A 13987-nucleotide genomic window follows, 5' to 3' on the forward strand; every position below is an offset into this window, starting at 1 on the left:
TTGCTTAAACAATACGCAAGTAAACCAGTCAGAGCCAAATCACTGCAGCAAAGTGTTGACAGGCTCCATAGCTGGCATTAGTATTGCGCCCCGTTGAATGCTGTTCCCCAATAGCTCAGCTGGTTAGAGCGGCGGACTGTTAATCCGTAGGTCGTTGGTTCGAGTCCAACTTGGGGAGCCAACAGCAACAACAATTTTCTACCTTTCCCCAATAGCTCAGCTGGTTAGAGCGGCGGACTGTTAATCCGTAGGTCGTTGGTTCGAGTCCAACTTGGGGAGCCAAAAGGTACTGTTACTCATTATGTCATTTCCCCAATAGCTCAGCTGGTTAGAGCGGCGGACTGTTAATCCGTAGGTCGTTGGTTCGAGTCCAACTTGGGGAGCCACTGCGCTTATTTCAGCTGTTTTTCCTGCTATCTGTCGTTATTTATTCCTTTCTAGGTATTTTTTTGATTTAATTAGCTTTCTATTCTTTTTGGCTACACTATATTAAGCGTTACACAAGGAAGCGAATTATGTTTGGTGGTCAGGGCGTATGAAGATATTTAAAACTTTATTAATAGCACAATTGCTAACTGCACTTATTTTAGCAGCGATTGGGGTGTATGCGCTGGTGATATACAGTCAGCAACTGGTTGAAAATCGTGACAGGGATGCACGTAACACCATAGAACAAATTCTTAATCATCACCTCTCTGGCGATGCCAAGGTGCTTAGCCGCCAGCTTGATCGCAGTTTTGCTTTTCAAAGCCTGAGGATCAGCCAGCTGGATAATACTGTATTGCATGAACAAAACAGTGCCAGAATGCCAACCACCGCAGCCATGTGGGCCTTGCAAACAGCAGGCAGTCAGTTTCGGCCAGTCCAGTTACGCAATGAAGAGCATGACATTCAGCTTACATATCAGCTTAATCACCGTCGCTTGTTAGCACCATTGCAGCAACTGGGTTTTGTGTTGCTGATAGCGCCTTTTGTGGTGGGCTGGCTTACAGTATTTGTTGCCAAAAGCAGCATCAACCGTAACTATCGCAAAACGTCCAGTGCGGTCAATCAACTGATTGATGGCTTTATTACCGATCCACAAAAAAACGAGCCAAACTGGAATACCCTGCCACCGGAATTTGCCGATATTAATATCGCCCTGCAAAAGCTTGCCAGTTACAGTAAAAAACAATACAGCGAAATGACCACAGCGGCTTACCAGATAGCAGAGGAAGCCTACAAAGATCCGGTTACTGAGTTACCAAATCGCAACCGTTTTGTGCAGTATTATGAAGATCATTGCAAACAGTCGAAAGATACTGATTTTGGCGTTTTTGCCATCACCCGCTGTACAGAGTTGCAGGGCCTGAACCAGACCCGCGGCTATCAGGAAGGTGATCAGTACATCAAAGATGTAGCCAATATTGTGCGCAAAGTGGCTGATGCCTATAAAGATGCCCGCTTGTTCCGGCTGAACAGTTCAGATTTTGGTATTTTATTACCCAGGATCACCCCCAAAGAAGCGGAAAACTTTGCACTGCAATTACAAAGCCGCTTTAACGAATACCAAAAAAATGCCGAGCTCGATTCCATCGCCTATACCGGTCTGGTGACCTACGAAAGCGGTAAAGCGCTGGGCGAGCTCTTGGCAGTAGCTGATACGTCTATCAGTCTGGCGCAAACAAAACAAACCAACGCCTGGCATTTACAAAAAGATTCAGCCGGCCTGGAAATGGCCAGCAGCGGCTATGGAAACCAGAACTGGCGCAACGTGATTGAAGAGGTGTTAAGCAATAACCGGATTTCCTTGCTGACCCAACTGATCCAACCGTCTAACCGCTCCGCAAAAGCCTACTCAGAAATTCTGGTTCGGTTTAAAACGGTGGAAAACCAGGTACTGCCAACGGCGTCATTTTTAGCGATGGCGGAAAAACTGGATAAAATTATCGCCGTTGACCGCTTGATCATTGAAACGGCCCTGACCACCATTAAAAACCGTAACTTGCAGGATCAGTATTTTGGCTTAAACCTGTCGCCACGTTGTGTGCATGACGACCAGTTTGTGATTTGGCTGGAACGTCGCCTGTTAAAAGATGCGCATATTGCCTCTAAATTAATTTTTGAAGTATCGGAGTTTGGTTTACAGCAAAATCTGAAAACCAGTAAGCGCTTTATCGATATGGTGCATCGGGCCGGTGCGCGGATCACGGTCGAAAAATTTGGGGTGGGTATTACCTCCTTCAAGTTTTTCCGCGATTTAAAGCCGGATTTCGTGAAAATGGATGGCAGCTACACCCGCCATATTGATGAAGATAAAAACAATCAGTATTTTATGCGGCTGATGATTGATCTGGCGCACCGCATTGGTGTGGGTGTCTTCGCTGAAAGTGTCGAAACTCAGGAAGAGAAACATATGCTGGAGTCCTTGTTTATTGATGGCAACCAGGGTTACTACGTCGGTAAGCCGGCCCCGATGTAACACCCGCTATGCTCTGGCAGTTAACCCGGCCGCCTGACTGGGTTAACTGCCCGTTTAAGCTGACAAAACGCACAGCAAAGCCAATACCCCTACAGTTTGTTTGGTTGTAACCACTTTGACATCATTGCATAATACCGGCCTGTGTTCAGGCTAAGTCGCACTATGACCGAATTTTTGCTTTTACTTATTAGTACGGTGCTGGTAAACAACTTTGTGTTGGTTAAGTTTCTTGGCCTGTGCCCCTTTATGGGCGTTTCTGCCAAACTGGAAACGGCTATTGGCATGGCGCTGGCCACCACCTTTGTGCTAACCCTGGCCTCTATCTGCAGCTATCTGGTCGACAGTTACTTACTGGCGCCTTTCAATCTGCTGTATCTGCGCACCTTAAGCTTTATTCTGGTGATTGCCGTAGTAGTACAGTTCACCGAAATGGTGGTGCATAAAACCAGCCCCACCCTGTATCGCTTATTAGGCATTTTTTTGCCCTTAATCACAACCAACTGCGCGGTACTGGGCGTAGCCTTATTAAATGTCAATGAGCGACATAACTTTATTAACTCCGTCGTATATGGTTTTGGTGCAGCAGTCGGCTTTTCGCTGGTATTAATTTTATTTGCCGCTATGCGCGAGCGTCTGGCCGCTGCCGATGTGCCGGTGCCATTTAAAGGTGCCGCCATTGCTATGATCACCGCCGGATTAATGTCATTGGCCTTTATGGGCTTTACCGGCCTGGTGAAAGTCTGATGAGCTTATTTACCGCGCTGCTTATTTTGGGGGGGCTGGCGTTAGTCTTTGGGGGCTTACTCGGTTTTGCGGCCATTCGTTTTAAGGTTGAAAGCGACCCGCTGGTAGAACAGATAGATGATATTTTACCGCAAACGCAATGTGGCCAGTGTGGCTACCCGGGCTGCCGGCCCTATGCCGAAGCCATTGCCAACGGCGATGATATTAACAAATGCCCGCCTGGTGGGGACAGCACTATTCGCAAGCTCGCTGATTTAATGGGCGTGGAAGCGAAGCCTCTCAATGCGGCACAAACTATTGCCATCAAGCGGGTAGCCTATATTCGCGAAGATGAATGCATTGGCTGCACCAAATGTATTCAGGCCTGCCCGGTAGATGCCATCGTCGGCGCTTCAAAACTGATGCATACCGTGATTGTTGATGAGTGCACCGGCTGCGATCTCTGTGTCGAACCCTGCCCGGTGGATTGTATTGACATGTTACCGGTCAGCCCTACGCCAGAGCGCTGGAAATGGGATTTACAAGCCATTCCGATAACCCAGGTGGAGTAACAGGTGCCAAGTTTATTTCAGCAAATTCAGGCTGGCAAATTATGGGATTTTCACGGCGGTATTCATCCGCCGCTCCGTAAAGCCCAAACCGCGCAAAAACCTATCGGTGTATTACCACTGCCCGACCGGCTTTATATTCCGCTGCGCCAGCATATTGGCGTGCCTGGTAAACTGTTGGTCAGGGTTGGTCAACGGGTGCTAAAAGGCCAGCCGCTGACCAACGCCGATAACTCGATGGCAGTGCCGGTGCATGCACCTACCTCGGGTACTATTATTGCCATTAATGAGCATATCAGCGCCCACCCTTCGGCTTTACCCGAGCCCACTATTACTCTGGCACCGGATGGCCAGGATGAGTGGCGCGAACTATTTCCGCTGAATCTGGCAACCAGCGATAACCTCAGCCTGTTAGAACGTATTCAGGAAAGCGGCATTGCCGGTATGGGCGGCGCTGGTTTTCCCACCCATTTAAAGGCCGGCTTAACCCAGCCGGTGGATTATCTGATCATCAACGCCGTGGAGTGTGAGCCCTATATCAGTGCCGATGACGCATTAATGCAGGAAGGCGCCATTACCATTGTTAAAGGCATCGACATTTTATGTAAGCTGCTTAACCCTAAAGCCGTATTGATTGGCATTGAAGACGATAAACCGATTGCCAGCGCATCATTAAAAGCAGCCTGCAGCCAGCGTGAACATTATTACGTGCGAGACCTGCCAACTAAGTACCCGTCGGGCGGCGAAAAGCAGCTGATTCAGCTGTTAACCAATAAAGAGGTGCCTGCCGGGCGCCGACCGATTGATATTGGTATAGTGATGCTAAATGTCGGTACGGCCTTTGCTATTGCCCAGGCCGTACTGGATGACCATCCGCTGTTGTCGCGGGTGGTTACCGTGACCGGTGAAACCTTGCGTCAGCCTCAAAATGTGCTGGCGTTAATCGGCACCCCGGTTATTGATTTACTGAATTTTTGCGGTTATCAGCACCAGGCCGAAGAAAAAGTGATTATGGGCGGGCCAATGATGGGCTTTACCCTGCCCGACTTAACCGTGCCGGTGATTAAAACCACTAACTGCATTCTGGCACCAACCAGTATTGAGCTGCCGGCCCCCGGCAAAGAGACCGATTGCATTCGCTGCAGCGCCTGTGCTGATGTTTGTCCGGCCAGCTTATTGCCGCAGCAATTGCTGTGGTATAGCAAAGCCAAAGATCCGGCTAAGCTGGATGAGTACAACTTATTCGACTGTATTGAATGCGGCGCCTGTGCCTATGTCTGCCCCAGTGAAATTCCGCTGGTGCAATATTACCGGGTAGCTAAAGCCGATATCCGGGAGCAGCAACGTGAAGCTGTTAAAGCCGAGCAAGCCAAAGCCCGTTTTGAAGCCCGTAATGCCCGGCTGGAGCGCGAGAAGCAAGAGCGAATGGCTCGTAACCAAAAACTGGCTCAGGCTCGCGAGCAGGCACAGCAAGGCGCTGGCAACAGTGATGCAGTCGCCGCAGCGCTGGCCCGGATAAAAGCCAAACAAGCTGAGCAAAGCGCAGCACCGGCTGATCGCGAGCAGATGCTGGCAGAACGCGAAGCCAAGAAGCAGCAGGCCCGTGCTTATCAGGCGGCCAGGGCTGCCGACCTGCTGCCAACAGAGCGAGCAGCTCCAGCAGCGCAACAGAATAATACTGCCAGCGGCGAAACCACCACTACCGAACCGGCCGCTGCCAAAAATGCCGCAGTAGCGGCCGCCGTCGCCCGCGCCAAAGCACGCAAGGCTGCCCAGGTTCAGGCAGAGCAGCAAAGCCAGGTTGTCGAGGCCGAACAAACCAAACAGCCTGAGGCGATAGCACCGCCAGCAGCACAGGCCGACATCGATCCGCGCAAAGCCGCCATTGCAGCCGCTATAGCCCGGGCTAAAGCCAAAAAACAAGCAGACAGCGAGAAATCATGAGTTTTAAAATTGCCAGCTCGCCGCATAACAGGATCAGCCGCAGCACTTCACAACTCATGTTGCTGGTGGTACTGGCCTGCCTGCCGGGTATTATCGTGCAGGCCTTGCTGTTTGGTTATGGCGTACTGGTACAACTGGTACTGGCCATTGCCACAGCCTGGGCAGCTGAAGCCCTGATCATGCGCCTGCGGGCCAAACCGGTACTGCCCAGGTTAAAAGATCATAGCGCTCTGCTAACCGGCGTATTGCTGGCGGTGGCTATTCCACCTTACGCGCCCTGGTGGTTAATCATAATTGGTACCGGCTTTGCCATCATTATTGTTAAGCAGCTGTATGGCGGCCTTGGCAACAACTTATTTAATCCGGCGATGGCCGCCTATGTGATGCTATTAATTTCGTTTCCATTGCAGATGACCCAGTGGCTGCCCAGTGCCAGTCTCCAGCCGGAAGCCTTAACCCTGCTGGATGCAGTCTGTACTGTGTTCAGCCAGTACAGTTGCAGTGGTTTTAGTGTCAGCCAGTTGCAAACCGGTATAGATGGTATATCTATGGCAACGCCGCTGGATACCCTGCGCACCGATCTGGCGGCAGGTAGAACCTTAACAGAAAGCCTGCAACAACCAGTATTTTACGGGTTTGCCGGCGCCGGCTGGCTGTGGGTAAACCTGGCCTACCTGGCTGGCGGCTTAGTATTGTTAAAACTGCAGGTCATTGGCTGGCGCATTCCGCTGGCGGTGCTTGGCACCTTGTTTGGTTTAAGTTTGCTTAGCTGGCTGGCCGCAGCTGACACCAACCCCAGCCCGTTATTTCAGTTGTTCTCCGGTGCTACTATGCTGGCTGCCTTTTTTATTGCTACCGACCCGGTCTCGGCCTCTACCACCAATCAGGGCCGGATCCTGTACGGTATGTTAATTGGCTTGATGATATTTATTATCCGTAAGTATGGCGGTTATCCGGACGGGGTGGCTTTTGCGGTTCTGCTGGCGAATATGGCTGTACCCTTAATTGACTACTACACCCGTCCCCGTACTTATGGCCACCAAGCGAAAGGAGCCGGTAAATGATCATCCCTGTCTCCAAAAATGCGCTGATACTCGCGGGGATCGCGCTGGTGTGTGTCTCAATCCTTGGCTTGGTTAACCAGCTGGCCCAGCCCAGAATTGCCCAGCAGCAGCTGGCCAATAAACTGGCTATTTTAAATGATGTACTACCGCAAAACAGTGCCAGTGCCAGCCTGCTGGCCGATTGCGTTCTGGTAACCCAGCCGCAATTACTGGGCCGGCCTACCCCGCAAGCGGTCTATCGTTTACGGGATGGCGAGCAGATCAGTGCCTTTGTGGTAGAAACAACGGCGCCGGATGGCTATAGCGGCAATATTGATTTAATGGTGGCAGTAACCCCGGACGGCACCATTCTCGGTAGCCGGGTATTAAACCATCAGGAAACGCCGGGCCTGGGCGATAAAATAGAGCGCCGCCGCTCTGCCTGGATTGATAGCTTCAGTGGCCAGCAGGTTAGCCAGGCTAATAAAAACAACTGGGCAGTGAAAAAAGACGGTGGTCAGTTTGATCAGTTTACCGGCGCAACCATTACCCCGCGGGCAGTGATTGCTGCTATTTACAATGCCGGTCTGTTCGTTCAGCAACAGCCAGAGCTGGCCAGCCGGTCTGCCAATTGTGAGGCAAGCTTATGAGCGATAACCCCAATAGTATGCGTGAGCTGACAGTGCAGGGGCTGTGGCGCAATAACCCAGGCCTGGTGCAACTGCTGGGGTTATGCCCTTTGCTGGCCGTTACCGGCACTGTCACCAACGCTCTTGGCCTGGGCCTGGCTACACTGTTGGTGTTACTGGGCTCGAATATAGTAGTGTCAATGGTGCGCAAGCTGGTACCTTCGGAAATCCGCATTCCGGTATTTGTACTGATTATCGCCAGCTTCGTGACGGTAATTCAGTTACTGATGAATGCGTTCACCTTTGGCTTATATCAGTCACTGGGTATTTTTATTCCGCTCATTGTTACTAACTGCGCCATTATTGGCCGGGCCGAGGCTTTTGCCTCAAAAAATGCTGTGCTGCCAGCGGCGATTGATGCATTGATGATGGGCCTGGGATTTATGCTGGTGCTGCTGGCACTGGGTGCCATGCGGGAAATTCTGGGCCAGGGTACCCTGTTTGATGGCGCCGACCTGCTACTGGGCCCCTGGGCAGCAGTACTGCGCATTGAGCTGTTTGCACTGGACACTCAGTTTTTACTGGCAATGCTGCCGCCCGGCGCCTTTATTGGCATGGGGCTACTTATTGCCCTGAAAAACGTGATTGATGCCAGATTACAACAACGACAAAGTGCCGCCGCCGGTATTACCCGGGCCCGGGTAACCGGTGCGGCGCAATAACGTATGAATAAGCAAAAACGTATCGAAATGCTCAGCCGCCTGCGCGCCGCCAATCCAGAGCCCACCACCGAGCTGGAATACAGCTCGCCGTTTGAGTTGCTGATTGCGGTATTGCTGTCTGCCCAGGCCACCGATGTTGGCGTTAACAAAGCCACCAAACATTTATTCCCGGTGGCACGCACCCCACAAGCGATGCTGGATTTGGGTGTAGACGGCGTAAAGCACTACATCAAAACCATTGGCTTATTTAATACCAAAGCCGAAAACGTTATTAAAACCTGTCGTATCTTGGTCGAACAACACGGCGGCGAGGTGCCGGAAAACCGCGAAGCGTTAGAGGCTTTACCCGGCGTTGGCCGCAAAACCGCCAACGTGGTGCTCAATACCGCTTTTCGCTGGCCCACCATCGCCGTAGACACCCATATCTTCCGGGTATCGAACCGTACTAAGCTCGCTGTCGGCAAAAACGTCGACCTGGTTGAACAAAAGTTATTAAAAGTGGTACCAGCGGAGTTTAAACTCGACGTGCACCACTGGCTTATTCTGCACGGTCGCTACACCTGCGTAGCACGCAAACCACGCTGTGGCAGCTGTATTATTGAAGATCTATGCGAATTTAAAGATAAAACCGATTAGGAACCTGTTATGAGAATGTTACACACTATGCTGCGCGTGGGCAACCTGGAGAAATCTATCGCGTTTTATACGCAAGTGCTGGGCATGCAGCTGCTGCGTCAGTCTGAAAATACTGAGTATAAATATACCCTGGCCTTTGTCGGTTATGGCGATGAGAGCGAACATACCGTGCTGGAGCTCACCTACAACTGGGGCACCGCCAGTTACGATTTAGGCAATGCCTTTGGCCATATTGCGCTGGAAGTGGAAAATGTATACGAGGCTTGCGACAACATCCGCGCCAAAGGTGGGGTAATTAGCCGCGAACCTGGCCCGGTGAAAGGTGGCAGCACTGAGATAGCCTTTGTGCGTGACCCGGACAACTATGCCATTGAGCTGATTCAAAAGAAAACGCGCTACGATAGCCTGTAACTCACTCTACCTTAAAGACAACGGAGCAACCATGACCGATCTTACTGTGCGCCCGGCCAGCCCGGACGACGCCGCCACGATTTTGCAATTTATTACTGAGCTGGCGATTTTTGAAAAAGCTGAACATGAGGTACTCACCTCAGAGGCGTTAATCCAGCAAACTCTGTTTAACAGCGATGCCAAAGCCCATGCACTGATTTGCGAGCAGGCCGGCCAGCCGATTGGTTTCGCGGTGTACTTTTACAATTACTCCACCTGGCTGGGTAAGTATGGTCTGTATCTGGAAGATTTATATATTACGCCGCCGGCCAGGCGCAGTGGCGCCGGCAAAGCCCTGTTTAAAGCGCTGGCCAAAATTGCTACGGCCAACAATTGTGGCCGCTTTGAATGGAGCGTGCTGGACTGGAATACCCCGGCAATTAAATTTTACCAGGCGCTTGGCGCCAGTGCGAAAACAGAATGGGTGGGCTATCGCTTAACAGAACCGCAAATACAGGCTCTGGCGGGTACGCCTGACTAAAGGTGCAGCGGCACCTTTATAAACAACGCTATTATTGCTGACTTGCCGCGCTGGTTTTAGCAAAGGCTTCCAGCCGGCTAATCATCTGCTCAGTATAAATACCCTGATAAAGACCGCGCATACTGCCATCCAGGTAGCTATGTTCCAGTACCTGTTGCCAGCGGGCTATAGTGCTGTCGTCAATATCTCGGGAAAACGCCAGATACAACCTGGCTTCAGTTAAGGCTTGTACCATGACTAATTCATGGCCGCTCTGCTGCATTTGCAACGCGTACCCGGCAGCACTGGTATCGTTCATTGCGGTCAGGTGCACCCTGCCGTGGCGCAATAAGTTAAGGCAATCACCATGGTTTACCGTCAGGATCAAATTGCGCCCTTCGGTAAACCCCAGCCTTTTTAAGGCATTAACATGCACCGAATCGCGGTATTCACAGGCCAGATACCTGCTGCTGGCTCCAGGATTAATCTGGTTGCCCTGAAAAACATCACTGCGACCATATAAACCTATGGTGTAAACCTTTAAAGGCCCAACCCACTTAAAGCGCGCTTCCCGCTCCTTGTTGCGAACGGTTTCAAATAAGGCGGTATTTTGCTGCGACTGCGCCAGCTCGAACGCCCGGGCCCAAGGGAGTAATTCAATGGTCGCGGGCTGATCCAGCCGCTGCAACAGCAAGCGGATCAATTCAACCGTTGCCCCGGCAACCTCACCGCGGGCATCCAGATACTCACCTGGCGGGCTGTGCTCGGTATATAAGCGTAATAGTTGCGTTTCAGGCTCAGCAGCGCTAACCGTTGCACAACTCAGTAACAGCGATAAAATAATCCACAATTTTCTCAGCAGAAACTGCCGCATGCCACTACCTCCTGTTTAGTTTGCCATTTGCGCTAACAGGCACAGCCCACGGCTGACACTACTAATTTGACAATAAGATTAATGGCAATTTCTACTCAAGCGTAATCAGCACTTTTTCATTCAGCGACATGGCCAGATTATTATCGTAATAGGCCGCCTCGTTGATAAAGGTAGGATATACCGTCTGCTCGCCCTCGTAATAGATTTCCGCGCCATCGAACAACTTAAAGATCGGATCGCCCGGGTTAATGGGCTGATAGTCTTTATCCTGCACATTTTTATGCACCATACCCAACCGCTCGCCGTGCTCGTTCATCGGCAACTTTATGCTGTAAAGATAGCGAAAGGCTTCGGTCTGTTTTGGTAACGCCGGCACACTATCAGTATTATACAATTCAACAAAGTCCAGAATATGCCGGGTCATGCTATCCATCAGCTCCAGCACATCGTGGCGCAATACTGATTGTGGCTGTGGCCCTACCTCCACCAGCACGCCATAGCGGCCCAGCGTACACATCAGCGCATGATCTTCTGCTGCAAAATGGTCTTCATCGCAGGAAATAATAGCTTCAGGCATCACCATTTTTACGTACGCCGCCAACTGGTTATAAAATGGGCCAGCCTGAGTCAGAATTAAACAGGCTCCCATATTGCTGGTGGTATTGTGTAAATCAATCAGCAGGTCGGTTTTGGCGGCGCCTTTAGGGCCTAATTCGGCATTGAGCACCTTGGCCCGGCTTTGCTCATAATTAGTTAAGGCTGGATTGGCCAGATCAACATTTTTAAACTGGCGGTTTAAATCGCTGTGTAAATAGCGTTTATTGGCATGGTGCGCTTGCGGATTGGCCCAGACACAGCGGCTGGTAAAGCTGCTGCGGCTAATCAGCTCTGGCTTAGCCTGGTACTGTTTAATTAAATAAATACCCGTAAATTCATTGCCATGCACCCCACCGATGATGGCTACCTGCTTTATTTTATCCATTATTACTCCGCTGCTATTCCACCTGGAAGGTGAGCTACATTGCTTAAGCTTAGCCGATAATCAAGGCACCATTATGAACACAAGCTGCAGAAAACAGAACCCGGCAGAATAAAAAACATCTTTTAATTCTGTAAATTAAAGCTTTAAAGATGTGAGATGAACAACTAAGCGGGTAAAGCAGGGATCCTGCTGTTCAGGCGGCGGGTTTAGCCAGATTATCGATTTCGCGCGGTTGCTTAACCAGTTCGTTGTGTAAAATAGCACTGGCCTGACACACACATTTACCGCATTGGCTACCCACACCCAGGCCGGCTTTTAATTCACGCATGGTGCAGGCACCATTAGCAATGTGTTGCTTAATAGCTTTATCGGAAACTGCTTTGCATAAACAAACATACATGGCGCGGCCTTTTACTAAGAAGACCGCGCCATTTTAATCTAACTACGAATTGTTATCAATACCATTTTGCCAGAATGGTTAGCGAAACAATACTTTTTCCTGCTGGAACCAATGCACACAAAAGGCAATCAGCGCACAAGCCAGCGCGGTGGTCGATGCAAATATCAAGGCCAGTAAGCCATAATCAGCCGTACCTTTTAACAGCTCTTTAATAGCCAGCGCGATATTGGTCAGCGGAATTAATGCAGTGGTCACGCTTAGCTCCATGCCGGGCGCCATCGCCACCATTAAAGGTACTATCACCAAAATGGTCAACGGGCTCATATAGTTTTGCGCTTCTTTAAAGGTACGGGCATAAATGGAAATGGCCAGCAATAACGACGCAAAAATGGCCGCCGTTGGCAGCAACAACGAGAACATCAGCACTAAATCCAATACAGTAATACTGGCCAGCGCTTCGGATACTTTAGATAAATCGGCAAAGGCACTGATAATAGCCCCCCACACCCCCAAACTGACCACGGTTATCAGCGCCGTCATTAAGGCAGTCGTCAGCACGGTTAAAAACTTACCTAATACAATAGCAGTGCGGCTTACCGGGCAAATTAACAAGGTCTCCAGGGTGCCGCGTTCTTTCTCGCCGGCGCCCATATCTACCGCCGGATACATGGCGCCGGTTAAACACAACAGCACCAGCGCATAAGCTAAAATGGCGCCCATACTTTCACCCAGATTTTCCCGCTGCTCAGCCGTATTTACCCGGCTAAGCTGTACCGGCTTGATAATGGCGTTTAAATTGGCCGGGTCCACGCCCAGCTGGCTCAGGGTGGCGCGCTGTAATTCTGCGGTATAGCTGCTCAGCATGTCGTCGAAATAGTTGTACATAAAATCAAGCTGTGACGAGCGGTTATAAATCAGCTGCCACTCGGTCTGCTGCACCGCGGCTTTGCGACTGGCAAAATCGGCTGGGATCACCAGAGCCACATCAAACTCATTATTACGAATAGCGGCCACCAGCTCTTGCTCAGTGCTTAAGGTAGTGTCAACCTTCTTAAAGTTTTTATGGTAAAACAAAGCTTCGGCAAACTCTGGTGCCTGTTGCTCGTTAATAATCACGTAGCGGTGTTGTTGCTCCATTGCTTTACTGGTGGTGGTGGCCATCACCAGGCCAACAATGCCAAACAGCACCGGAAAAATCAGAATGGGTAATAAAATAACGAAAATAAGGGTTTTTTTATCACGTAATAATTCAGTCAATTCTTTAAAGTAAACCTGCCACATCTTAGGCTGCTCCCTGCTGAGGTTGATTAGCGATAACGGCGAGAAATGCCTGGCGTAAATCACCATCTGGTGTCAGCTGCTTAAACTGTTCCAGGCTGCCGGCAAAGCTGCTGATGCCTTTGTCTATCACCACCACCCGGTCACACAAAGCACTCACTTCATCTAAATGGTGGGTGGAGAAAATCACTGGTGTGCCCTGCTCTTTTAATGACGTAATAAAATCCAGCACGGTTTGCACCGTCATAATATCAAGCCCGGTGGTCGGTTCATCTAAAATAACCACCTTTGGCGAATGCACTACGGCGCGGGCAATGGCAGTTTTTTGTTTCATACCGGTAGACATCGTATCCACCCGCCGGTTTGCAAAGTTGTGCATGTCCAACAGGGTAAACAGCTCGTCGATCCGGGTTTTTAACGCGGCCTCTTTCATGCCATGCAGCCTGGCAAAGTACGCTATGTTTTCAAAAGCAGTTAATTTGCCATATAAGCCGGTATCGGCAGATAAAAAGCCTATTTCCTTACGGGCTTGTATCGGCTTTTGCAGCACATCTATACCGTTGATAAACACCGAGCCACTGTCTTGCTTCAGCGCCGTGGATAACATGCGCAGCGTGGTGGTTTTGCCTGCGCCATTTGGCCCCAGCAACCCCAGCACTTCACCTGGCCCACACTGAAAACTGACATCACGCACCGAATGAAACGCCTTGTCGCTGTAGCGTACATCCTGCTTTTCAGTTGCGGATAATTTGTTGCTTTTGCTAATGGCAAACGCCTTAGCCAACCCTTTTATTTCTATCATGTAAGCTTCCTGAT

General features: G+C 50.4%; 15 protein-coding genes and 3 tRNA genes. 13 read left to right on the forward strand and 5 right to left on the reverse strand.

Going from position 1 to position 13987, the window contains the following annotated elements; genetic code table 11:
* The first annotated feature begins 104 nt into the window (after positions 1-104).
* The 13 genes from WG68_RS10865 to WG68_RS10925 all read left to right on the forward strand — a co-directional run bounded on the left by WG68_RS10865 (position 105) and on the right by WG68_RS10925 (position 9658).
* Positions 105-181: transfer RNA gene (locus tag WG68_RS10865), tRNA-Asn, on the forward strand.
* 24 nt (positions 182-205) lie between these two features.
* Positions 206-282, forward strand: a tRNA-Asn gene (locus WG68_RS10870).
* Positions 283-309: 27 nt separating this feature from the next.
* Positions 310-386, forward strand: a tRNA-Asn gene (locus WG68_RS10875).
* A 149-nt stretch (positions 387-535) separates the two neighbouring features.
* The gene (locus WG68_RS10880; protein ID WP_046557723.1) at positions 536-2461 is read left to right on the forward strand and encodes an EAL domain-containing protein; all 1926 of its coding nucleotides are present in this window, start codon (positions 536-538) and stop codon (positions 2459-2461) included.
* A gap of 162 nt (positions 2462-2623) precedes the next feature.
* Positions 2624-3205, forward strand: a complete 582-nt coding sequence (gene rsxA, locus WG68_RS10885) for an electron transport complex subunit RsxA (protein ID WP_046557724.1) — start codon at positions 2624-2626, stop codon at positions 3203-3205.
* Positions 3205-3756, forward strand: coding sequence for an electron transport complex subunit RsxB (rsxB, locus tag WG68_RS10890; RefSeq protein WP_046557725.1), 552 nt, complete (start codon positions 3205-3207; stop codon positions 3754-3756). The genes rsxA and rsxB overlap by 1 nt, the downstream gene beginning before the upstream one ends.
* A gap of 3 nt (positions 3757-3759) precedes the next feature.
* Positions 3760-5697, forward strand: a complete 1938-nt coding sequence (gene rsxC, locus WG68_RS10895; RefSeq protein ID WP_046557726.1) for an electron transport complex subunit RsxC — start codon at positions 3760-3762, stop codon at positions 5695-5697.
* A complete protein-coding gene (gene rsxD / locus WG68_RS10900) occupies positions 5694-6761 on the forward strand; it encodes an electron transport complex subunit RsxD (protein WP_046557727.1) in 1068 nt (355 codons plus the stop codon). Before rsxC ends, rsxD begins: the two co-directional genes overlap by 4 nt.
* Positions 6758-7390 (forward strand): electron transport complex subunit RsxG, encoded by a 633-nt coding sequence (rsxG, locus tag WG68_RS10905; RefSeq protein WP_046557728.1) that lies wholly within the window; start codon positions 6758-6760, stop codon positions 7388-7390. Before rsxD ends, rsxG begins: the two co-directional genes overlap by 4 nt.
* The gene (locus tag WG68_RS10910; RefSeq protein ID WP_046557729.1) at positions 7387-8091 is read left to right on the forward strand and encodes an electron transport complex subunit E; all 705 of its coding nucleotides are present in this window, start codon (positions 7387-7389) and stop codon (positions 8089-8091) included. The genes rsxG and WG68_RS10910 overlap by 4 nt, the downstream gene beginning before the upstream one ends.
* Positions 8092-8094: 3 nt before the next feature.
* On the forward strand, positions 8095-8727 hold the full coding sequence (nth, locus tag WG68_RS10915) for an endonuclease III (RefSeq protein ID WP_046557730.1): 633 nt from the start codon (positions 8095-8097) through the stop codon (positions 8725-8727).
* A gap of 9 nt (positions 8728-8736) precedes the next feature.
* Positions 8737-9138, forward strand: coding sequence for a lactoylglutathione lyase (gloA, locus tag WG68_RS10920; RefSeq protein WP_046557731.1), 402 nt, complete (start codon positions 8737-8739; stop codon positions 9136-9138).
* Positions 9139-9169: 31 nt separating this feature from the next.
* A complete protein-coding gene (locus tag WG68_RS10925) occupies positions 9170-9658 on the forward strand; it encodes a GNAT family N-acetyltransferase (RefSeq protein WP_046557732.1) in 489 nt (162 codons plus the stop codon).
* Positions 9659-9689: 31 nt separating this feature from the next.
* On the opposite strand, the gene WG68_RS10930 is transcribed toward WG68_RS10925, so the two are convergent.
* The 5 genes from WG68_RS10930 to WG68_RS10950 form a co-directional block, all read right to left on the reverse strand.
* Positions 9690-10511, reverse strand: coding sequence for a substrate-binding periplasmic protein (locus tag WG68_RS10930; RefSeq protein ID WP_046557733.1), 822 nt, complete (start codon positions 10509-10511; stop codon positions 9690-9692).
* 91 nt (positions 10512-10602) lie between these two features.
* A complete protein-coding gene (locus WG68_RS10935; protein WP_046557734.1) occupies positions 10603-11493 on the reverse strand; it encodes an aspartoacylase in 891 nt (296 codons plus the stop codon).
* Positions 11494-11686: 193 nt separating this feature from the next.
* Positions 11687-11893, reverse strand: a complete 207-nt coding sequence (locus WG68_RS10940) for a bacterioferritin-associated ferredoxin (RefSeq protein WP_046557735.1) — start codon at positions 11891-11893, stop codon at positions 11687-11689.
* Between the two features lie 78 nt (positions 11894-11971).
* Positions 11972-13174, reverse strand: coding sequence for an ABC transporter permease (locus tag WG68_RS10945; RefSeq protein WP_046557736.1), 1203 nt, complete (start codon positions 13172-13174; stop codon positions 11972-11974).
* Position 13175: 1 nt separating this feature from the next.
* The gene (locus tag WG68_RS10950; RefSeq protein ID WP_046557737.1) at positions 13176-13973 is read right to left on the reverse strand and encodes an ABC transporter ATP-binding protein; all 798 of its coding nucleotides are present in this window, start codon (positions 13971-13973) and stop codon (positions 13176-13178) included.
* Positions 13974-13987: the final 14 nt, after the last annotated feature.

It is taken from the genome of Arsukibacterium ikkense, assembly GCF_000987775.1.
Taxonomy (GTDB): Bacteria; Pseudomonadota; Gammaproteobacteria; order Enterobacterales; family Alteromonadaceae; genus Alishewanella; species Alishewanella ikkense.

Bases quoted from the DNA above. Each gene is read 5' to 3' on its own strand.
- WG68_RS10925 (WP_046557732.1), top strand. From the start codon at position 9,170: ATGACCGATCTTACTGTGCGCCCGGCCAGCCCGGACGACGCCGCCACG.
- rsxG (WP_046557728.1), top strand. From the start codon at position 6,758: ATGATCATCCCTGTCTCCAAAAATGCGCTGATACTCGCGGGGATCGCG.
- WG68_RS10950 (WP_046557737.1), bottom strand. From the start codon at position 13,973: ATGATAGAAATAAAAGGGTTGGCTAAGGCGTTTGCCATTAGCAAAAGC.
- rsxA (WP_046557724.1), top strand. From the start codon at position 2,624: ATGACCGAATTTTTGCTTTTACTTATTAGTACGGTGCTGGTAAACAAC.
- rsxB (WP_046557725.1), top strand. From the start codon at position 3,205: ATGAGCTTATTTACCGCGCTGCTTATTTTGGGGGGGCTGGCGTTAGTC.
- rsxD (WP_046557727.1), top strand. From the start codon at position 5,694: ATGAGTTTTAAAATTGCCAGCTCGCCGCATAACAGGATCAGCCGCAGC.
- WG68_RS10910 (WP_046557729.1), top strand. From the start codon at position 7,387: ATGAGCGATAACCCCAATAGTATGCGTGAGCTGACAGTGCAGGGGCTG.
- WG68_RS10930 (WP_046557733.1), bottom strand. From the start codon at position 10,511: ATGCGGCAGTTTCTGCTGAGAAAATTGTGGATTATTTTATCGCTGTTA.
- WG68_RS10880 (WP_046557723.1), top strand. From the start codon at position 536: ATGAAGATATTTAAAACTTTATTAATAGCACAATTGCTAACTGCACTT.
- WG68_RS10945 (WP_046557736.1), bottom strand. From the start codon at position 13,174: ATGTGGCAGGTTTACTTTAAAGAATTGACTGAATTATTACGTGATAAA.
- nth (WP_046557730.1), top strand. From the start codon at position 8,095: ATGAATAAGCAAAAACGTATCGAAATGCTCAGCCGCCTGCGCGCCGCC.
- WG68_RS10940 (WP_046557735.1), bottom strand. From the start codon at position 11,893: ATGTATGTTTGTTTATGCAAAGCAGTTTCCGATAAAGCTATTAAGCAA.
- WG68_RS10935 (WP_046557734.1), bottom strand. From the start codon at position 11,493: ATGGATAAAATAAAGCAGGTAGCCATCATCGGTGGGGTGCATGGCAAT.
- gloA (WP_046557731.1), top strand. From the start codon at position 8,737: ATGAGAATGTTACACACTATGCTGCGCGTGGGCAACCTGGAGAAATCT.